Consider the following 18,675-nt stretch of genomic DNA (forward strand, 5'->3'; position numbering starts at 1 on the left):
TCATGCTGAAACTGATCGATATACATAAAACATTTAATCCGGGCACCATCAATGAAAAGGTTGCTTTAAACGGCGTGGATCTTCATCTGAACGAAGGTGATTTTGTTACAGTCATCGGAGGAAACGGTGCCGGAAAATCCACTATGCTGAATGCAGTTGCCGGTGCCTGGCCTGTAGATTCCGGAAAGATCATTATCGGTGGAACCGATGTCACAAAACTTTCAGAATATAAAAGAGCCGCGTATCTTGGCCGTGTATTCCAGGATCCTATGACCGGAACTGCTGCAACTATGGGAATTGAAGAAAATCTTGCTCTTGCCAAACGCCGCGGAAAATCTCGCCTTCTCCGTCCGGGCATTACCCGTCAGGAACGGGAAGAATATCACGAACTCCTGAAGATTCTCGGTCTTGGTCTTGAGGACCGCCTCACTTCCAAAGTCGGGCTCCTCTCCGGTGGCCAGCGTCAGGCATTGACACTTCTGATGGCAACTTTAAAGAAGCCTCAGCTTCTTCTTCTGGATGAGCACACTGCTGCCCTTGATCCGAAGACTGCAGCCAAGGTTCTCGAGATCACAGACATGATCGTAACCCGTGATCATCTGACAACCATGATGATCACCCATAACATGCGTGATGCTATCACTCACGGCAACCGTCTGATCATGATGTGGGAGGGAAAGATCATTCTTGATATCCAGGGTGAAGAAAAGAAAAAGCTTACAGTCAAGGATCTTCTAGACAAATTCGAAGAAGCCAGCGGTGAAGAATTTTCCAACGATTCCGCACTTCTCAGCTAAACCACAAAAAAGTTTTTATGATAATAGTTAGACAAACAACATAACACAGAGAAAGAACCTGGCCGGAATTTCATTCTTTATGATGGATTCCGGCCTTAATTTCCATATGCCACTTTTCTTTAGCTCATTTCAATTCCACAGAGAATTCACCACTCCTTCTGCTGTATCGATAAATGGAAGATGTCAGATAATCCTCTTCCGGAGTTGCTTTCTCGAGAGTATCACTTAGAACCTCTTTCAGATCTTCCGGATAAACCACATCTGCATTATGGACCATTACTTCATGAACACTGGTAAAAACCAGATACAGGTCTGACCCCAGAAGTTCAGAAAGACGTCTGGCTACCCCGGGCAAAAAGATTGCTGCCGCTCCATTAGTACGCTTTTCTGTACTCAGGCAATTCCCGACAATCCCTTTATTTGGATGGTATGTTCCAAGGATATCCATGAAATTATCTCCTTCATACGTCTTATCAAACAGCATTTTTTCCCAATGATAGATTCTTGGTGGGCTGATAAAATATGTATTTATTAAAGCAGCTTCGAAAACAGTATCCGCATCTTTTCCCCATTTCTCCACAAAACTTTTCTTGATCTTTGCACTCAGAACATATCCCTCTTTTTCTCCTGCAAGATAATAAACCACTAAAGCAATATCTCCGATTTTGTGATGAACCAGCTCCTTCAGTATAGTCCTGTTTTTATCTGCATTCAGAAGTCGAATAAAAAGTCTGCTTTTTACCTTCTCATAATCTTTCAGATCGTCCAAATCACATAGCACACAATTTTCACTGACTTTTTTTATCTCCCTAACACAATCATGAACGATATTTTCAAAAGAATGTTCCTGACAGTACCTTTTATAAAGCTCTTCTGTATGCAACCCGCAGACTGTTTTTGCCTTTTCCATATGACCACTCTCTACAAATAGCCTATCTCCCAAACAGCCATATTTTTCTCCATCGTTTGAAAAATAAATTTCTTCTTCCTTCAGATCCATAGCCGCAAGAAGAAGCTTTCTCAGGTCCGTGACAAAAGTTTCATAACTTTTTTCCATATTTAATTTCCTTTCTGCGAAACAAAGCGGACGAACGTCCTGACAAAATCCTGCGCGCTCTCACAACGACGCACAAAATGATTTTGATCTGATAACATGATTAGATATTTCTGTGGAAAGAACTTCCACTGTAGAATTGCTGAGAGCAGATTTCTCTGCTGAATCTGAGCTGCCTGCTGTATGAATCAGTATAATAGAAGTTTTCAGATTTGTAAAGAAGTTTTCATCGACAGAAAAAGCAGCTTCCGCTGCCTTTTACTGTCATACCTTTTGTATTATTTCAGATTTGTGTCTCATTCCGAAATATCAGTAATGGATTTCTCCATGTTTCTCCAGATAATCCAGAAATCCCTCACAACCTTCCTGTATATCTTCATAAGTTTCATCAAAATTTCCTGTATACCAAGGATCCGCAATATCCCGTCCTGATCCGGCAAAAGTCAGAAACTTATAAAGCTTCTCTTCCGGATCATTCTTCAGCATCCTGTTAAGATTACGCATATTAGCAGAATCCATACCAATAATATAATCGGATTTTTCATAATCCGCCCACGTAATCTGCTTCGCTCTGTGCGGAACCAGTGGTATTCCCACTTCTCTCAGCTTGTTCACTGTTCCTCTGTGAGGTGGATTCCCAATCTCTTCTGTACTTGTTGCAAAACTGTCGATCAAAAACTGATCTGAAAGGCCGAGCGTTTTTACCTTGTGCGTAAAAACACTCTCGGCCATGGTTGATCTGCAGATATTGCCGTGGCAGACAAATAGCACTCTTATCATTGCTTAAAACTCCTTGAAATGCTGTATTTACGCTGTTTGCAGGCATTTTCCGATAATCTTCAATCCTGTCATTTTCCTGTATATCACAGCATAAATTCGTATATTTTCTTATCCAAATTTAGTAACTTCTTAGTAATAATCAGCCTGGAAAACAGGCTTTCTAAGAACCTTATAATCAGATTATTCTTAATTCTTTTTTCTATTATTTTATCATACTATGCCAGTTTTGCAATCCTATTCATCTCTTCTTTTGCATCAATTAATCCCAGATGCGTATATACATTTAACGTAACCCCTATATCAGAATGTCCCATTAAATATTGGAGTGCTTTCGGATTCATTCCAGCTTTCGCCATATTGGAACAATATGTATGCCTGCATACATGAGGCGTGATCTTTGGCATTTGTTTCTCATGAGTACGATTATACTTTCCTAACGCCCATTGAAAATGTTTTTCCCAATGGAGTGCTACCTCAGGCATATCTTTTTTATCCAGGAATAGAAATCGACTATATCCATCTATAATCGGCTCAACCCTTACTTTTTTACGGTTTTTCACAATCTGTTCAAAACATTCATAAACTTCATCTGTCATCGGTAACATTCGTGTTCCACTTGAAGTTTTGGTATCTTCAATGACGTACTGCATTCCTCTGGTTCTCTGAAGCTGATGATTCACATTGATTTTTCTCTCCTGAAGATCAATATCTTTCACTGTCAATCCACAAAACTCAGAAATACGAAGTCCAGTCTTAAACAAAATAAACATTCCATTATAGTATTTTGAGTAATGGTCATCATTTCGGATAAACTCCAGAAATAACTCTTCCTGTTCTTTTGTAATTGCCTGTCTTGTAACACTGTCATTTACGACAACTGTACATAATTGAAATTCAAAAGGATTCTTGCGCAGTAAATCATCTTCAACTGCCATCTGAAATGCAGGTCTTACAATTCCACGCACACTGTGAATGGAACTGTATCCTCTTCCATCTGCTTGCAGCTTAATAAACCATGCTTTTGCATCCGACAATTTTATTTTATCTATTCTTCTGGTTCCGAATTCTTCTTTTTTTATTATATTGATCACAAAATCATAGTTCGCCTGAGTATTATGACGAACCCCCTTTTTTTGTCCAATATATTTTTGAACCAAATCCAAAACTGTTAAATTTCCTCCGTAAGGTACTATACCATCATGTAAATCTCTTTGGATATTCTTTTCTTTTTCCCTTAGAGCTAAGCATGGTCTGCATCCAGTTGGCAGAGAATCTGTTGGCTCTAATTTCCAACTATACAAAAACTTCTGCTTTCCATAACAATCTGTATATACAAACGCATATCTTCCATCTTTTCTCTGACTTTCTCCGTTTCGTAAAATTCGACCTTTTTTATCCCGTCGTTTTTGGTCACGTTTTGTTTTACCCAAACGTCTTCGCCCCTTTCTACGAAGAAGCCCTAGCACGATATAGGTATTATATCATACCAGGGCTAGCATTTCCACTTTAAAGTGCTAAATTGTTCGTATATTTTTTACAAAGACGTAGTCTGATCCAGAAAGGCCTCAAATTTCTTACGGTTAATCAATGACTTACACCCCACCTGGACTGTAAAGCAACATTCTGAATTTAGATGTTCCGAAATAAGCATCCTTATTTTCTTTTCACCTATTCCAAAATATTGCACTGCTTCATCCACCGTAAGCATATATTTTTCCCAAATTGGAATCTTACCTTTTTCAATTTTAATCGCCACTCTTCTCTCCTCCTTTTCTCTTTGGACAAAACATTTTTATCTGCCCATGACAATTTACAATTTTATACACTGTCATCGGCAGATAAAATTACAATACAGGTGGCAGTTCAGTACTCTGCCCACATCGGTTTTGCACCGTCATTAAATATGACCAGCTTTTTTCTGGAAGTATCATTATCACAGATATGCTTCGTCGCCCTGTGCAGCTGCTGCACATTTTGTCAAATTCTTCTCGCTCCATACCTTTACTTCAATGTTATATTTCAGCATTTCCTTGTATTTACTCCATTAACAGAGCAGATATATCATGGCGGATTTACCTAGTGGCTCTACATATCTTCACGTCCTGTATGTAAAACAATATACAATTTTCAAGGTACAAAAATTCCTGAAGGGGAAAAGGAATCTATATTAAATACTCCCTTTACTGATTACTTTTCCTTACATATGATTTCGTATCAAATCCCAAGGTCTTAGTAATCAGTTTTGCTTCCAGGCGTTGACGCAGAGTTTCATCTACACAGTAATGCACCTGTCCAAATTCGTCAAACATTTTTCTGGTAGCCAAAACTGTTATGTACCCTTCATAATGCTTCAACACTGCCTGGATTGCCTCAGTATCACCAGTTGATGCTGCCTCAATAACATGGAATGGCAGCAAATCAAATGCGCATTTCTGTTTTTTACTTTTTTTCATTTGCAGATTCCTCCATATTTTTTCTCATCAGTTCCAGTGATCGTCTACGATGCTCATTAATTGTGCTGCGTACAAGATTCATTTCTCTGGCAATGTCTGCATCACTCATATCCATAAAATATGATAATAACACAACATTCCTTTTCTTTTCAGTAAGTGTCTGCAGTGCTTCAGCAATCAATGCATCTTTGACTTCTATGTCGTAACCCAGGACCTGAAAACGATGTGTTTCCATTTCATGCTCATCCATTATAAAAAGTCTGCTCAACTCCTTTTCTGATAATTCTGACAACATCACTTCATACTTCTGGCGATATGCCATATGCTTTTCATAATTAATAACTTCACTTTTCAATGCCAGCTTGCACAGAGAATCAAACTGATGTCTGACTGTCTGCTCATCTTGAAAAGAGGATTGCTCCATAAGAGTTCACCTCCTTCCCCGCCGGTAGGCAATAAGCAAAGTTCTTGCTTCCCCTTCACACATATCCCAAACGGATGAGTGCATTTGTCGGGGTGTGGGAAGAAATTTTTAAAAAATTTCTTAATAAATACGAGAAAATTGTTTTTCCTGTATTTTGAGGTATATAAAAAACGTCCTAATGGGTAGTTTTTAGCCCATCGGACGCTATTTATATCAAAAGATAATATTTTGCCATCATTTTTTGTGGCATATAATTCACTTTTTGAGGTAAAGAAATTTATTTGCTTTTTTGAACTATTTATCTATTTCATCCGTCACGTAATGACGGATATGATACCAGACAATAAAATTCTTAATCTTTCCTATACCTCCGGATCTGTTTTACGGAAATTCAGAATTTTATATGTCTTTTAAAAAGTGAAATATCACCCTCTTTTTTAGTGAAATATTAGTTCGTTTTCTTTCAAGAAAGGGAACTATACACTAAACATGGAGGTGTATCATATGCCAAAACAAACAGATAAAGAACTGGGATTGTTTTTTAAGAACGCCCGACACGAGCAAAAATTGACTTATGAAGAATTAGCTGAAAAAGCAGAAATGTCCAGCCGATATTTAAAGGAAATTGAAAATGGGGGCCGAGTTCCCAGTTTTCATAAAATCAGAAAACTGGTACGCGCTTTAAATGTTCCTCCTGAACCATTGTTTTATCCAAACAATCATACAGATAATCTTGATTATCAACGCCTGCTCATGTACCTGTCAAAATGCAACGATGAGCAAATTACCGCTATCCTTGCCATCGTAGAAGCATACCTGCGCACATACAAAATTCCTACAGACCACGATAAACAGGATCCCTGAAATTCATTTGAATTCTATCTGAATTATTCTGAAGAAGCGGTATGGTTTCCCATACCGCCACTCTTAACGTGCATATTTTTCTATCATTCTCTTAACATTCGTGGATTTCTTTATTGCCCCTATATTAATAAGAAACTCAACTACATCCATCATTCCCTGGTAATAAGCCCGCTGCTCCTCTTCATAATGGAAATGTTCTAACTGATCCAGATATTTATTCCAGAAATTCTGCTCACGCTCTGGGATTTTTTTCAGATGTAGTGGCAGCTTCTTTTGTATTTGTTTCAAATTCTTCTCTGCTTCTTTCCATTCTTCCGGCTGTACTGTATATTCTCTTTCTCCGGAGTCACAGCGCAATTCCTCAAATAAATTCGATACTGCTTCATAAAATTCATTCATCTTCTTTCCACCTCTCACTAGAATTATTTCTCATTACAGGCAGCATTATCATTTTCTTATTTCAAAAATCAAATAAACTTTCCAAAACTTCATCTTTAGAAGTATAGTAACAATATTTTTCCTTAAAATCAATAATAATACTTCATCTTTAGAAACTTTTGAGGATCAGAATGATTATTTATTGGGATAAAAAAACGAACAGTAAAAACAGAATAGGACAACGGGTAAAAGAATTACGAAAGGCTCATAATCTTACTCAGAAAACACTCGCTGCCAAATTACAACTTGCAGGATATGATTTTAATGATCTGGCAATCCTGCGAATTGAACAAGGCACACGTTTCGTTCCCGACTACGAAGTTGTCGCACTGGCCGAAGTATTTAATGTTTCCTGCGAATATCTTCTTGGTCTGACGGACGCTCCTGCAAAATAATTCAATTGTATTGCTGCCCATTCTATGCTAAACTATGGATAGATACTTCTGAACAACATACACTATTTATAAACCGTATGATTGGAGTGATTTCATGGAATTAACAAAAAAAGTCCCTACAACCGATAAAAACCAGGAAAACAATCATCTTCTCCGCATGTTAGACCGGGGAATTGATGATATGGAAGCTGGTCGTGAATTGCCACTGGAAGATGCTTTTCGCAAAATCACAGAATTAAGGGATGCACGAAGAAATGCAAGAATATAAAATTATTTTAACCTGGGAAGCAATTTACGATGTCACAGACATTGCAGATTATATTGAAGAAGAATTCGGCCAGCAACGTGCTGACCGTTTTCAATCTGATCTGAAAGAACAAATGCAGAATTTAGGCCAGTTCAGTACTGCCTTTCCCCGAACTCAAATTCTGTACAGAGGATATTCCATACATAAAAGAGCTTTTCCGCCATCTATTATTTTTTATATTATAATGGAAGAAACAAAAGAGATTCATATTCTCCGAGTGTTGCGCCATGAACGAGATTGGGAAAATATCCTGTTGCAAAGATCAACTTATACATATCCAGAATGAATACCTGGGAGCCAATCAGAGATTTTTCTGAAAGGCTTCCTTTTTTATTACTTCCCACTGTCAATTAAATCATAACTCATATCCAGAAAATCCAGCGTCTTAGCTTCACTGACAGAATCATCCAAAAGAATCGTAATCCAGTGTTGCTTATTCATATGATACCCCGGTAAAAATCCATACGTTTGAATAATCATCCCAACCAGATCAGGATCACATTTTACATCCAGGATGTCAATGTTTCCATCTTCTTCTAATCCCAGTATTTTCTTTTCCACTACCATAATTATAGCATACCATTTTCCATTTTTATGTCGAAGCACCGCAGAATCAGGATCTTTTTTCCATAAATATTCCGGTTCAGTTCCATATTGCTCTTTTACATATTGAAAAATTTCTTCACGTTTCAAATTTATCCCTCACTTACGATTTCTTTCTCTGATTATACGCTATCAGGATTGTATTCTCAACCACTTCTCACAGTTCTATTTATGTTTTATAGCTTTTGCATAGCCTGCTTTGCAGGCTACACCCCAAAAGAAGCAAGCACTGCCAGTGTCATGACACCTGGCTCATTTTGTCAAATTCCCTTTCCGGTTCATTCTACCAAAATGTATCAGGGAGTATCCCTGGCCCTCTCATATTTTATAATTTCTTAATTTGACGCTTTCACCCAGTCCTGTTAAAATAACTTACAGATACATCTGTCCAAACCAACAAAAAACCAAGTACCATAACTGTCATAGCCGAACTGGTTAGACAGTTTTTTTGTACTCTTTTTTATAGAAAAAAACGAATTGGAGGATTTCAATGAGCAAACGTACCAGAATTCATCCCGTACAATTTTATTTGAATGATGACGAACAATACATTTTAGAAGAAAAATATCGTCTTTCCAGGATGAAAAGCAAATCTGCCTTTCTACGGAAAATGATCTTATATGGATTTGTATATGAAGTAGACTACTCTCATATCCGAAAAATGAATACCCTGCTGGGCAATATCAGCAGCAATTTGAATCAGATCACCCATCGTATAAACAGTACCAATACAGTTTACCCAAAGGACCTGGACGATATAAAGGAGTTAATGGAAAAAATATGGCAGTTACAAAAATCCATGGTATCAAAACAACCGTTAATAAAGCAATAGAATACATCTGCAATCCAGATAAAACTGACCAGAATCTATATATTTCTTCCTTTGCCTGCTCTCCCGAAACAGCCGTTCTTGACTTTAAATACACTTTGGATCATACACATGACTGCAGAGATCCGCACAATACAAATAAGGCATTTCATCTGATTCAGGCATTTTCCCCTGGTGAAGTTTCCTATGAAGAAGCCCATCAAATTGGCAAAGAACTTGCGGATCGCTTACTGGAGGGAAAATACTCCTATGTTCTGACAACACACACTGATAAAGGTCATGTACATAACCATTTAATTTTCTGTTCTGCAGATAACATCACTTTTTCTCATTACCATGACTGTAAAAAGAATTACTGGAAAATACGAAATCTCAGCGACACTTTATGCCAGGAACATAACCTGTCCACAATTATGCCAGATGGTAAAAAAGGAATGAAATACAATGAATGGGCTGCAAATAAATCTGAATCCAGTAAAAAAGCGCAGCTGCGAAAAGATATCAACCAGACAATCCGAATCGTTTCCACTTATTCAGAATTTCTTGCATTTATGGAAGCTAAAGGATATGAAATAAAAAACGCAGAATTTGGCGAAAACAGCAGAAAATACATTACCTTTCGTTCTCCCGATATGTCCCATCCAGTGCGTGGAAGTGCTAAATCTTTAGGAAAAAATTTTACTAAGGAACGTATCAAAGAACGCATTAATAATAAGCTCCACAGAACTACTATTCCTTCTGTTCGTAATAAGTTAATAGACACCAACACTCCCAATATAGCAGGAAACATTGGACTTCAGAAATGGGCAAATAAGGAAAATTTAAAAATTGTCTCTGCTGAATATAACAAGATGTTCACACATAATCTACATAATTTTTCAGAACTTGAAGACCGCATAGCCTTGTTACATATGCAGCAAAAAGAGGTAAATACCTCTGTTGTTTCTCTCGAGTCTCAGATACGCCATCTTCGAGAAATGCTAAAATATGCCGAACAATATCAGAAAAATAAAATTTACGATGACCATTATAAAAGTTCCAAAAATCCGGATCGTTATTTCCGTAAATATGAATCTCAAATTATTCTTTTCGCTGGTGCTAAACATATTTTACAGGAAAATGGTATAGACCTGAAACATCTTTATTCCAATAAGTTACAAGCGCAAATTGCAGATCTTATTTCCAGAAAGGAATCACTAAATACTCAATACGTTTCCTTTAAGCAAGAAATAAAAGAGTTGGAATTGATACATCAAAATCTGTCCAAATATCTCAAACAGGATGCTCCTGAAATACAAAGATCTTCTCATAACAAACTTCCTTCTTTGTAAAACCATAATAATAGGCAGTGATTTCACTCGCTGCTTAAATTCCCGTTAAACCGATATCCTACACCTCGTACTGTTTGTATATATAATGGTTGTCCAGGATCATCTTCTATTTTTTCTCTGATATTGCAGATATGTCGCATAACCACATTATAATCACCGGAATAAGGTTCATTCCACACCAAATCATAAACCATTTCTTTTCCAAATATTCTACCTGGACTTTTCGCTAAAAGAAGTAAAATATCATATTCATATTTTGAAAGATGAACATCACTATCATTCTTTTTAACAATTCGTTCCTGTAGATATATTTTTAATTCTCCAAACCTTATAATTTCCGGTATGAATTGGTTTTTATGTTCCCAGCTAGTCAATATGTTTTCACTTATGCTTCCATTAGCATCTGTGATTCTCTCAATAATTTCTATCTTTTTCACCTTTATTGCCTCTACATTATTAATTTTATATTCTATATATCATCTGCCATTTGACTTTTTTCTTCTACAAGTAATATAATATATTTATTACATATGTAGGATTTAGCAGGAGGATTTTATTATGTCACTACCCCAGATTTCAGAAGCCGAATTTGAAGTTATGAAAATTGTATGGAAATATGCTCCCATCAATACAAATGAAATTACAGAAAAACTTACTCTAACTACCAGCTGGAGTCCAAAAACAATTCAAACTCTTATCAAGAGACTTGTTTCCAAAAAAGCTCTTTCCTACGAAAAACAAAGCCGGGTATTTGTCTATACTCCATTAGTCCAAGAAGATGAATATATACGCCAGGAAAGCAATTCTTTTTTAAAGCGATATTATAATGGAAATCTTTCTTCTATGCTGGCTTCTTACCTTGAAGACGATAAGCTCTCTTCAACAGAAATTGATAACTTACGCCATTTATTATCAAAACATCAGAAATAGGAGGTTTTGAATGAGCAACTGGATCATCCACTTTTTAATCAGTAATATCTTCATATGTATTTTTACACTTGTAATAATCGGAACAAAAAAACTTCTGAAAAAATATTTATCTGCGACTACACAGTACCATCTCTGTTTTCTTTTATTTTTATTACTTGCCGTGCCATTTTTTCCTGTACAGATTCATGGCTCACAACTTTTTTCATGGTTACATTTTTTTCAAACTGACTCAGGACTTAACTCTGGTACCGACACGCTATCCGAACTTACCAGTAATACACAAAATATTTTGTTAAACCAGGTGAATGATTTTTCAGTTTCCATCAGTAGTCAATTTTCTGGAGGCTTGAATACCATACTCTTTCTAATATGGATAACGGGTGTTATGATTATGTCAGTCCTCACCCTTCATTCATTAAACTATGTACGTTCCATAAAAAGATCTGCTCTCCCGCTTCAAAATCAGCAGGTAAAAACTATTTATTACAATTGTTTAAAGGAACTTAAAATCTCTCACCCAGTATCAGTCTACAGTACTGCATTTTTAAAATCACCAGTTTTAATCGGAATAATACATCCCAGAATTTACATTCCCATCCATTTAATTTCCGAACTGAATCCTGATGATATGCGTTTTATGCTGCTACACGAATTACAGCATTACCGTCACAAAGATACATTTATTGGCTTCCTCATGGTCATAAGTAATATACTCTACTGGTTTAACCCTTTTGTTTGGTACACTTTAAAAGAAATTCTCTGTGACCGTGAAATAGCCTGTGATTCTGCTGTATTGCAGATGATTTCTGCTGATGAATACCAAGCTTATGGAACTACACTGATTAATTTTGCAGAAAAAATATCCTCTTTTTCCTCTCCACTGGCAGTTGGAATGTCCGGAAATTTCAGGCAGATGAAACGACGTATTCTCAACATCGCCGTTTTTAGGAAAGAAACTCTTTATCAAAAAATGAGAGCATTGATAATTTATCTGGTCATTAGTGCTGTTTTTATTGGATGTACACCCATTTTATCCATTGATGCCTCTACTCAAAACGTATATCATTTTAGTGATACAGACAAAAATATCTCCCTGTTAGATATATCCGAAACATTTGGAACATATGATGGATCATTTGTTTTGTATGACAATAATTTGGATTCCTGGAAAATATACGATCTTGAAGAAGCCACCAAACGTATTCCGCCAGAGTCTACCTACAAAATATACGATGCATTATTAGGGTTGGAATCCGGAATCATCACACCAGAACACTCTTCCATGACATGGAATGGTGATGCCTTTCCTTTTCCATCCTGGGAAGCTGATCAGGATTTAAACTCTGCTATGCAAAATTCCGTTAACTGGTATTTCCAGGCAATTGATTCGCAGCTCGGAATTAACAGAGTCCAGGAATTTTTGAATAAAATAGAATATGGAAACCAAACAACCAGTTCAAATCTGGATTTATACTGGTCCGATTTTTCATTAAAAATCTCGCCTTTAGAGCAAGTAACATTATTAAAAAAATTTAACACAAATGAATTCCATCTAAATTTCCAAAATGTATTTTCTGTTAAAAATGCTATAAAAATTGCCAGTACACCTAATGGTAATTTCTACGGAAAAACTGGAACCGGTCGTGTCAACGGACAGGATATCAACGGCTGGTTTATCGGATATGTAGAAACTTCCGATAACAGCTATTATTTTGCAACCAATATCCAAAGTGATTCTAATGCAACTGGCAAAAAAGCATTTGAAATCACTTCTGATATCTTAAAAAAATTACATATATGGAATTAACAAATATGAAAGGGCTGATAGTTGTTATCAGTTCTTTCTTTTTATTCTATATTGATATTTGGGAACTTCTTTCGTACCATTATTCAGAATTTTATTCCCCATATATTTAAAACTCTTATCATCGTTGAACTTAACAGTCAGCTCACTTGTAATAACGGCATCATTACATATAAATGTATCACATACAGCATCAACAACCAACACACTGTTTCCCTCTCCGCTATCTCTTATTTCAACGACCTCCGGTAAAGATGTTCCAAAATGAGTAGGGCTATAATTTAAACAGCCTAATCGTTCCCAGTCATAAGTTTGATGTTCCGAATCAAATACTGCCCATTTTTTAATTTGATCTGCTGTTATCGGCAAAAACTCCATTATCAGATTTTCAAACTCTTCTGCCGGAATTCCACTTGAGTTACCTGAAAACTCATATCTCTCCCCGTATTTCATTCGATATAAATATTCATATAAACCATTATAATCTAACCCTTCCATATCAGATCTATCCCAATCAGAACATAAAAGATTATTCCCCTGATATCCAAGCAAATACACACACCTCTTTGAAACTTCCCTGCATTCATCACTTAAAGGTTTAATTCTTATCATAGAACTGCCATCAACCGCTTCTGATACTTCCGGATACTTTGGAACGCATAGCGTATAACCAAACCAGCCTTTTTCTGTATATTTCCATTCTTCTATCCTTGTATACGAAACATATACAATAGATGGATTGTCGTTCATACCCCAAACAGCTTTCACAGCCAGCAAATACATATCTGTCCCATCATAATTGAATTTGAGTCTTTTCCTGCCAAGTGTCCTCTTTCCATTTAAAAGAGCTTACTTCAACGTCTATTTTCCCCTGTTTGGTTTTCAGATCATACCGGATAAAATGATCCCCTGCTATAACTTGAAATATAGTAGTTTTTCCATTCTTCTCTTTTTCTGCTTTTTTCAAAAAATCATCTACTTTAATACTTTGAACCATATCCAGCTGATTGTAGGAATCAATTACTGCATATCCATATTTTCCAAAATAATCCATACTTTTTTGTATTGTACTCAGCTCATATAGTGCATTTTCTTTCACAGCATTCTCATATATGTTCCGATAGCCTTCTGCTAGCATTTCACACTCTCTGTAAATTTTTTCTTTCGTATCTTCAATTGTCTTTTTCTGCTCTTTCTTTATGCCACATCCACTACAGACAGCAAGAAAAATAACTCCCACAAATATTTTCCAAATTTTTTTCATATCATTTTCCTCTTACATTTGTAATATTTAAAGGTAAAAATTATTCATTACCAAGATATTCATCCAGTATCGCCTTATCCTTTTCCACCACATAACCGCTTCCTCCAATATCTTTCACATTCTCTACCATACTGATGAGCAAAATAGGATTCTTTGTATCTCTATCTGTAGTAAAAACTGTAAACCAGCCAATTTCTGTTCCAGATGTATCTTCTTTTGTAGCTTTCAGTTCCGCTGTTCCGGTTTTTCCTGCTAATCTAATGTCTTCCCGGCATGCTCCATAACCAGTTCCTTCCGGGTTATTCACTACACCCTCTAACCCCTCCATAACCTCCGAAACAATTTGTGGTGAAAAAGCATCTTTTATCCAGATTTCACTGGAAGTGCTTCCACCATCCGCGTGAAGATATGGCTTTATCATATTTCCATCATTTAGAAAAGCCGTATAAATGCTTGCAAGATGCAAAGGATTTACCAGAATCTGTCCCTGTCCATACCCACTGTCAGCAAGCTGGATTTCTGTTTCTATCTTGTCCATATTAGAATATTTGGACTCTGACATTTTAATATCAAATGGAAGTTCCTGATTAAATCCTATTTGATTTAGAGACTGCATCAGTTGATCCGCACCAATTTTTAATGCTGCTTTTGCAAAATAAATATTATCTGAATAAATAAGCGCATTTTTCAAGATCACAGGTTCATAATCATGAAGTGTAGTCACTGTATAATCTCCCCACGAGGAATCTTTCTGCCACGCCAGACCCTCATTTCCAAAATCGTCATTTGCAGTAAATGCCCCCACTTTTAATCCAATTGCAGCAATTACAGGTTTAAAAGTTGAGCCAGGACACCATGTCTGGCGAAAGCGGTTGTATAAAGGCCTGTCTTCATTTTCATTTAATGCACTCCACTGGCTGTTGTCCATTCCACGTACAAAATCATTATTATCATAAGATGGCGTACTTACCAACGCCAATACTTCCCCTGTATAAGGATTCAAAGCTACAGAACATCCTCTGTCTTCTTTAAATTGTTCATAAAGAGTACTTTGAAGATCACCATCAATCGTAGTATGGATATCTTCTCCATCTTTTCTAGGCTCATATGCAATAACACTTTTTTTATTTCCATTTGCATCTACAATACAGATTTCACACCCATCTGTTCCTTTTAGTTCTTTTTCATAAAGCGTTTCCAGTCCAGTCTTTCCAATCACACTGTTTGTACGATACCCTTCCCCTTTATGTTCCTGCAAATCTTCGGCTGTAACCGCCTGTACATACCCTACCAGATGAGAGGCAGCTTCTTTTAGATAATAAGTTCGTACTTTTACATCAGATAACATAATACCTGGAATCTTCAATAATGTGTCCTGCTTTTCTTTTTCTTCCAGAACAGTTTTATCCGGATTCACTGTCAAAAGATCGACCTCTTGTATTTTAGGAATTGTTGCTACTGGTACAAAAGAATCTGCTTTTACCCAACCGGCTTTTAACTTATCCTCAATTTCGTCTGCTCCAATTCCAAGATACTCTGCCAGTTTTTTTATTGTATCTTCTCTGTTCTCCATCCTGCCCGGAACAATTCCTACCGAAGATGCAGTTCCCTCTCCAGCCAACTGACGACCATTTCTGTCTAAAATATCTCCTCTCTTTGCCTCTTCTGACGTTACCTGAACTTTATCCGTTGCAGATAACTCTGGAAAAATCAACTGATCCTGCCAGATTAAATGATATCCTGTCCAATCATGTGAAAATACCGCATCGTTGGTAAATTCTACATTTCCTGCAGCAGTCTGCATATTTGTTGTATAGGAAACTGCCGCATTTCCGTTTTCTTGTCTTTTTACTGTAATATCGGTTATGGACAGATCAGACATCTCAATGCCTTCATATATTTTAGAATTTCGTTCTATAAATTCTTCCTTACTGTTCATGCTGCTTTTTTTCTGATCCAGCATGGCATACATTTGCTCATATTCCCCTTTTTCAATATATTTCATATATTCCATTAGTCTTTTTTCAGGAACATTACAATTCATTATTGTTACAATACCGATTCCACCACCAATCAATATACCGCTAAATAAAACTATTTTTGTAATAATCTTCGTGTGTTTTTTTCTTTTCTTTTTTCTCATATAGTTTTATTTCTCCTTTTTTCATATTTTCTTAAATATTACACTTGTAATATTTAAACGTCAAGCTTTTTCTTAGGTTTATATATGTAGACAAGAGAAAAGATTTGCATAAAAAAGAAAGGGCATCTCAAAGCCTTCTTTGATAAAGAACTTTACGACACTCTGAGGTAATAGTTTCTCCGGATGTTTCCCAAACGCTATAATCACTCTCCAGAAGAACCAAAAACGATTTTTAATTTTCTCTCAGAAAAAAAGAACTACTCTAAATCTGCTGATCTTTGAAATAACCCTGCTCGTTTCTTATAATCATTTTGTTTTGGGGTCAGACCCTATTAAACAGAACACGGGACCTGCAACCAATAAACCCAGAGGCATTGTCAACGAAATAATACTGTTCAATAAAGAAAATGCGCGTCCATGATATTTTGAAGATATCGTTTCCTGCATATACGCAATGTAAAGAATATTATAGAACACAGCACTGATTCCCATTCCAAAACACATAAAAGCAAATATCCAAAATGCCGCATCTGACTTTGGAAGAAACCCACTAATGAGTGTGATGCTTCCAAGGCCAAATAATCCAATGAAGGCGGCACAGGCAGCGTTATGTTGCAGCTTATTTCCAAAATGGTTTATCACAAAAGTTCCAATCATCATACCTGCGGAATAAAGAAGTTCTACACTACTCGCCTCGCATGCCGTTCCTTGAAAATAGTCACTTATCATCAAAGGATAAAACGCCGTAATCGGCATAAAGAAAATCATACAATTTGTAGCGGAGAGAGTCAAAACGAAAAGCCGCTTATCCATCAGAAAAATCCGGATCGTTATTTCCGTAAATATGAATCTCAAATTATTCTTTTCGCCGGTGCTGAACATATTTTACAGGAAAATGGCATGAACCTGAAGCATCTTAATACCAATAAGTTACAGGAGCAACTTTCAGATCTTATTTTCCAAAAAAAATCACTAAATACTCAATATGTTTCTTTTAAGCAAGAAATAAAAGAGTTGGAATTGATACATCAAAATCTGTCCAAATATCTCAAACAGGATGCTCCTGAAATACAAAGATCTTCTCATAACAAACTTCCTTCTTTGTAAAACCATAATAATAGGCAGCGATTTCACTTGCTGCCTAAATTCCCGTTAAACCGATATCCTACACCTCTCACCGTTTGTATATACATTGGTTGGCCCGGATCATCCTCTATCTTTTCTCTAATGTTGCAGATATGTCGCATAACCACATTATAATCACCGGAATAAGGTTCATTCCATATGATATCATATATTTGTTCTTTGCTAAACACTCTTCCGGGACTTCGCATTAATAAATGCAAAATTTCAAACTCTATAAAAGATAAATCTATTTTTTCCTGCTTTCGAAATAATTCTCTTTTATCCAACAAAATAACAATATCTCCATAACTCAAATTTGTTTTTGCATTTTCAATTACTTGAAATGCTCTTGCTCCCGTATTGACACAGGATATTATATGATTCAGGATTTCTTCCTCACTATCTTCAAATGTCAGTATTAACATTTTCCCATGTAATCACCTACTTTATTTTTTATGCATAAACTTTTAACTAAAACAAATCTGCCGTACTGTGACATTTTTCTTTTACCATCACACAGCTAAAGATTATTCAATATTCAATTCAATGTTTCCAGTAAATTCCTCACACTCAATGCCGACATAATTTCCGCCATCAGGAAGTGTAATTGTGTCACTATAAGTTCCGGTTGTTTCAATCAAAGTGACTGCTTTATCAGATCCAGAAATCCAAAATACTTTTGCAGTACCTTCCGTAACCTCCAAAGTGCAGTCAATAGACAGCTCCTTACCGGCTTCTCTTTTTATGGAAGTTCCTCCGAACAAATACTCTGTATCTGAAAAATCCTCATAATCAGCCGTATAAGTTCCCGTATAATCATCGATCCCTTTTTCTTTTGTTCCTTCCAAAGATGACTTTCCTGTAAGCTCTATGGCTCCAGCCGACTGAACGATATTATTATAATGATCAAGAATTTCATCTTTTGAACAGCCAGAAAGCATAAAACTTCCTAAAAGAACGAATGTTAATACTAAATCACTTTTCTTCATACAATCATCACCAGCCTTTCTTTGGAGCTACCTTTTTGGCCTTTTTCTTTGTTTGGGTTGCTTCTCGTTCTTTCATGCACAAAATCAAGATGGCAGAAATAACGACAGCAAGCGCAAGACTGCAAGAACAGGTTCCGATATTCCA

The 18,675-nt window shown here is 36.4% G+C and carries 24 protein-coding genes; 9 read left to right on the forward strand and 15 right to left on the reverse strand.

What is annotated here, in order from left to right; genetic code table 11:
- Window positions 1–2 precede the first annotated feature (2 nt).
- On the forward strand, window positions 3–797 hold the full coding sequence (locus tag MUB50_RS11750; protein WP_118515603.1) for an ABC transporter ATP-binding protein: 795 nt from the start codon (window positions 3–5) through the stop codon (window positions 795–797).
- 124 nt (window positions 798–921) lie between these two features.
- On the opposite strand, the gene MUB50_RS11755 is transcribed toward MUB50_RS11750, so the two are convergent.
- From MUB50_RS11755 to MUB50_RS11780, 6 genes are all read right to left on the reverse strand, one after another.
- Window positions 922–1,854 (reverse strand): DUF5688 family protein, encoded by a 933-nt coding sequence (locus tag MUB50_RS11755; RefSeq protein ID WP_244791174.1) that lies wholly within the window; start codon window positions 1,852–1,854, stop codon window positions 922–924.
- 306 nt (window positions 1,855–2,160) lie between these two features.
- A complete protein-coding gene (locus tag MUB50_RS11760) occupies window positions 2,161–2,631 on the reverse strand; it encodes a low molecular weight protein-tyrosine-phosphatase (protein ID WP_044960656.1) in 471 nt (156 codons plus the stop codon).
- Window positions 2,632–2,846: 215 nt separating this feature from the next.
- Window positions 2,847–4,061, reverse strand: a complete 1,215-nt coding sequence (locus MUB50_RS11765) for a site-specific integrase (RefSeq protein ID WP_022214379.1) — start codon at window positions 4,059–4,061, stop codon at window positions 2,847–2,849.
- A gap of 104 nt (window positions 4,062–4,165) precedes the next feature.
- Window positions 4,166–4,387, reverse strand: coding sequence for an excisionase (locus MUB50_RS11770; protein ID WP_021650362.1), 222 nt, complete (start codon window positions 4,385–4,387; stop codon window positions 4,166–4,168).
- A gap of 424 nt (window positions 4,388–4,811) precedes the next feature.
- On the reverse strand, window positions 4,812–5,084 hold the full coding sequence (locus MUB50_RS11775; protein WP_015541278.1) for a helix-turn-helix domain-containing protein: 273 nt from the start codon (window positions 5,082–5,084) through the stop codon (window positions 4,812–4,814).
- On the reverse strand, window positions 5,071–5,508 hold the full coding sequence (locus MUB50_RS11780) for an RNA polymerase sigma factor (protein WP_005426505.1): 438 nt from the start codon (window positions 5,506–5,508) through the stop codon (window positions 5,071–5,073). The genes MUB50_RS11775 and MUB50_RS11780 overlap by 14 nt, the downstream gene beginning before the upstream one ends.
- 504 nt (window positions 5,509–6,012) lie before the next feature.
- Here MUB50_RS11780 and MUB50_RS11785 point away from each other — a divergent pair.
- Window positions 6,013–6,372, forward strand: coding sequence for a helix-turn-helix domain-containing protein (locus MUB50_RS11785; RefSeq protein WP_015524620.1), 360 nt, complete (start codon window positions 6,013–6,015; stop codon window positions 6,370–6,372).
- A gap of 63 nt (window positions 6,373–6,435) precedes the next feature.
- Here MUB50_RS11785 and MUB50_RS11790 read toward each other — a convergent pair whose 3' ends face one another.
- Window positions 6,436–6,771, reverse strand: a complete 336-nt coding sequence (locus MUB50_RS11790) for a hypothetical protein (protein ID WP_173753155.1) — start codon at window positions 6,769–6,771, stop codon at window positions 6,436–6,438.
- 170 nt (window positions 6,772–6,941) lie between these two features.
- Between MUB50_RS11790 and MUB50_RS11795 the strand changes: the two genes are divergently transcribed.
- The 3 genes from MUB50_RS11795 to MUB50_RS11805 all read left to right on the forward strand — a co-directional run bounded on the left by MUB50_RS11795 (window position 6,942) and on the right by MUB50_RS11805 (window position 7,798).
- Window positions 6,942–7,205: a helix-turn-helix domain-containing protein gene (locus MUB50_RS11795; RefSeq protein ID WP_015541275.1), complete on the forward strand. Its 264-nt coding sequence runs from the start codon at window positions 6,942–6,944 to the stop codon at window positions 7,203–7,205.
- A gap of 94 nt (window positions 7,206–7,299) precedes the next feature.
- Entirely contained in the window at window positions 7,300–7,473 is a 174-nt protein-coding gene (locus tag MUB50_RS11800) for a hypothetical protein (RefSeq protein ID WP_005426514.1), read from the forward strand.
- Window positions 7,460–7,798, forward strand: a complete 339-nt coding sequence (locus MUB50_RS11805; protein WP_015524619.1) for a type II toxin-antitoxin system RelE/ParE family toxin — start codon at window positions 7,460–7,462, stop codon at window positions 7,796–7,798. Before MUB50_RS11800 ends, MUB50_RS11805 begins: the two co-directional genes overlap by 14 nt.
- 47 nt (window positions 7,799–7,845) lie before the next feature.
- On the opposite strand, the gene MUB50_RS11810 is transcribed toward MUB50_RS11805, so the two are convergent.
- Complete coding sequence (locus MUB50_RS11810; protein WP_019162150.1) at window positions 7,846–8,205, reverse strand: MmcQ/YjbR family DNA-binding protein; 360 nt, start codon at window positions 8,203–8,205, stop codon at window positions 7,846–7,848.
- A gap of 400 nt (window positions 8,206–8,605) precedes the next feature.
- Between MUB50_RS11810 and MUB50_RS11815 the strand changes: the two genes are divergently transcribed.
- Together MUB50_RS11815 and MUB50_RS11820 are read left to right on the forward strand one after the other, a co-directional pair.
- Window positions 8,606–8,947, forward strand: a complete 342-nt coding sequence (locus MUB50_RS11815; protein WP_005426517.1) for a plasmid mobilization protein — start codon at window positions 8,606–8,608, stop codon at window positions 8,945–8,947.
- Entirely contained in the window at window positions 8,896–10,275 is a 1,380-nt protein-coding gene (locus MUB50_RS11820) for a relaxase/mobilization nuclease domain-containing protein (protein ID WP_244791176.1), read from the forward strand. The genes MUB50_RS11815 and MUB50_RS11820 overlap by 52 nt, the downstream gene beginning before the upstream one ends.
- A gap of 23 nt (window positions 10,276–10,298) precedes the next feature.
- Here MUB50_RS11820 and MUB50_RS11825 read toward each other — a convergent pair whose 3' ends face one another.
- A complete protein-coding gene (locus MUB50_RS11825) occupies window positions 10,299–10,712 on the reverse strand; it encodes a winged helix-turn-helix domain-containing protein (protein ID WP_244791178.1) in 414 nt (137 codons plus the stop codon).
- Between the two features lie 118 nt (window positions 10,713–10,830).
- Between MUB50_RS11825 and MUB50_RS11830 the strand changes: the two genes are divergently transcribed.
- Window positions 10,831–11,205, forward strand: coding sequence for a BlaI/MecI/CopY family transcriptional regulator (locus MUB50_RS11830; RefSeq protein ID WP_092073165.1), 375 nt, complete (start codon window positions 10,831–10,833; stop codon window positions 11,203–11,205).
- A gap of 10 nt (window positions 11,206–11,215) precedes the next feature.
- Complete coding sequence (locus MUB50_RS11835; protein ID WP_015541271.1) at window positions 11,216–13,012, forward strand: BlaR1 family beta-lactam sensor/signal transducer; 1,797 nt, start codon at window positions 11,216–11,218, stop codon at window positions 13,010–13,012.
- A gap of 27 nt (window positions 13,013–13,039) precedes the next feature.
- Here MUB50_RS11835 and MUB50_RS11840 read toward each other — a convergent pair whose 3' ends face one another.
- From MUB50_RS11840 to MUB50_RS11865, 6 genes are all read right to left on the reverse strand, one after another.
- Complete coding sequence (locus MUB50_RS11840) at window positions 13,040–13,792, reverse strand: DUF6070 family protein (protein WP_330637660.1); 753 nt, start codon at window positions 13,790–13,792, stop codon at window positions 13,040–13,042.
- Between the two features lie 10 nt (window positions 13,793–13,802).
- Window positions 13,803–14,273 (reverse strand): DUF6070 family protein, encoded by a 471-nt coding sequence (locus MUB50_RS11845; protein WP_330637661.1) that lies wholly within the window; start codon window positions 14,271–14,273, stop codon window positions 13,803–13,805.
- A 40-nt stretch (window positions 14,274–14,313) separates the two neighbouring features.
- Window positions 14,314–16,416, reverse strand: a complete 2,103-nt coding sequence (locus MUB50_RS11850) for a penicillin-binding transpeptidase domain-containing protein (RefSeq protein ID WP_118051247.1) — start codon at window positions 16,414–16,416, stop codon at window positions 14,314–14,316.
- Window positions 16,417–16,722: 306 nt separating this feature from the next.
- The gene (locus tag MUB50_RS17375; RefSeq protein ID WP_118623675.1) at window positions 16,723–17,298 is read right to left on the reverse strand and encodes an MFS transporter; all 576 of its coding nucleotides are present in this window, start codon (window positions 17,296–17,298) and stop codon (window positions 16,723–16,725) included.
- Between the two features lie 248 nt (window positions 17,299–17,546).
- Complete coding sequence (locus MUB50_RS11860; RefSeq protein ID WP_117638882.1) at window positions 17,547–17,966, reverse strand: winged helix-turn-helix domain-containing protein; 420 nt, start codon at window positions 17,964–17,966, stop codon at window positions 17,547–17,549.
- 102 nt (window positions 17,967–18,068) lie between these two features.
- The gene (locus MUB50_RS11865) at window positions 18,069–18,530 is read right to left on the reverse strand and encodes a hypothetical protein (protein WP_117638881.1); all 462 of its coding nucleotides are present in this window, start codon (window positions 18,528–18,530) and stop codon (window positions 18,069–18,071) included.
- Window positions 18,531–18,675: the final 145 nt, after the last annotated feature.

It is taken from the genome of Blautia sp. NSJ-140 (assembly GCF_022868965.1).
Classification (GTDB): Bacteria; Bacillota; Clostridia; order Lachnospirales; family Lachnospiraceae; genus Blautia_A.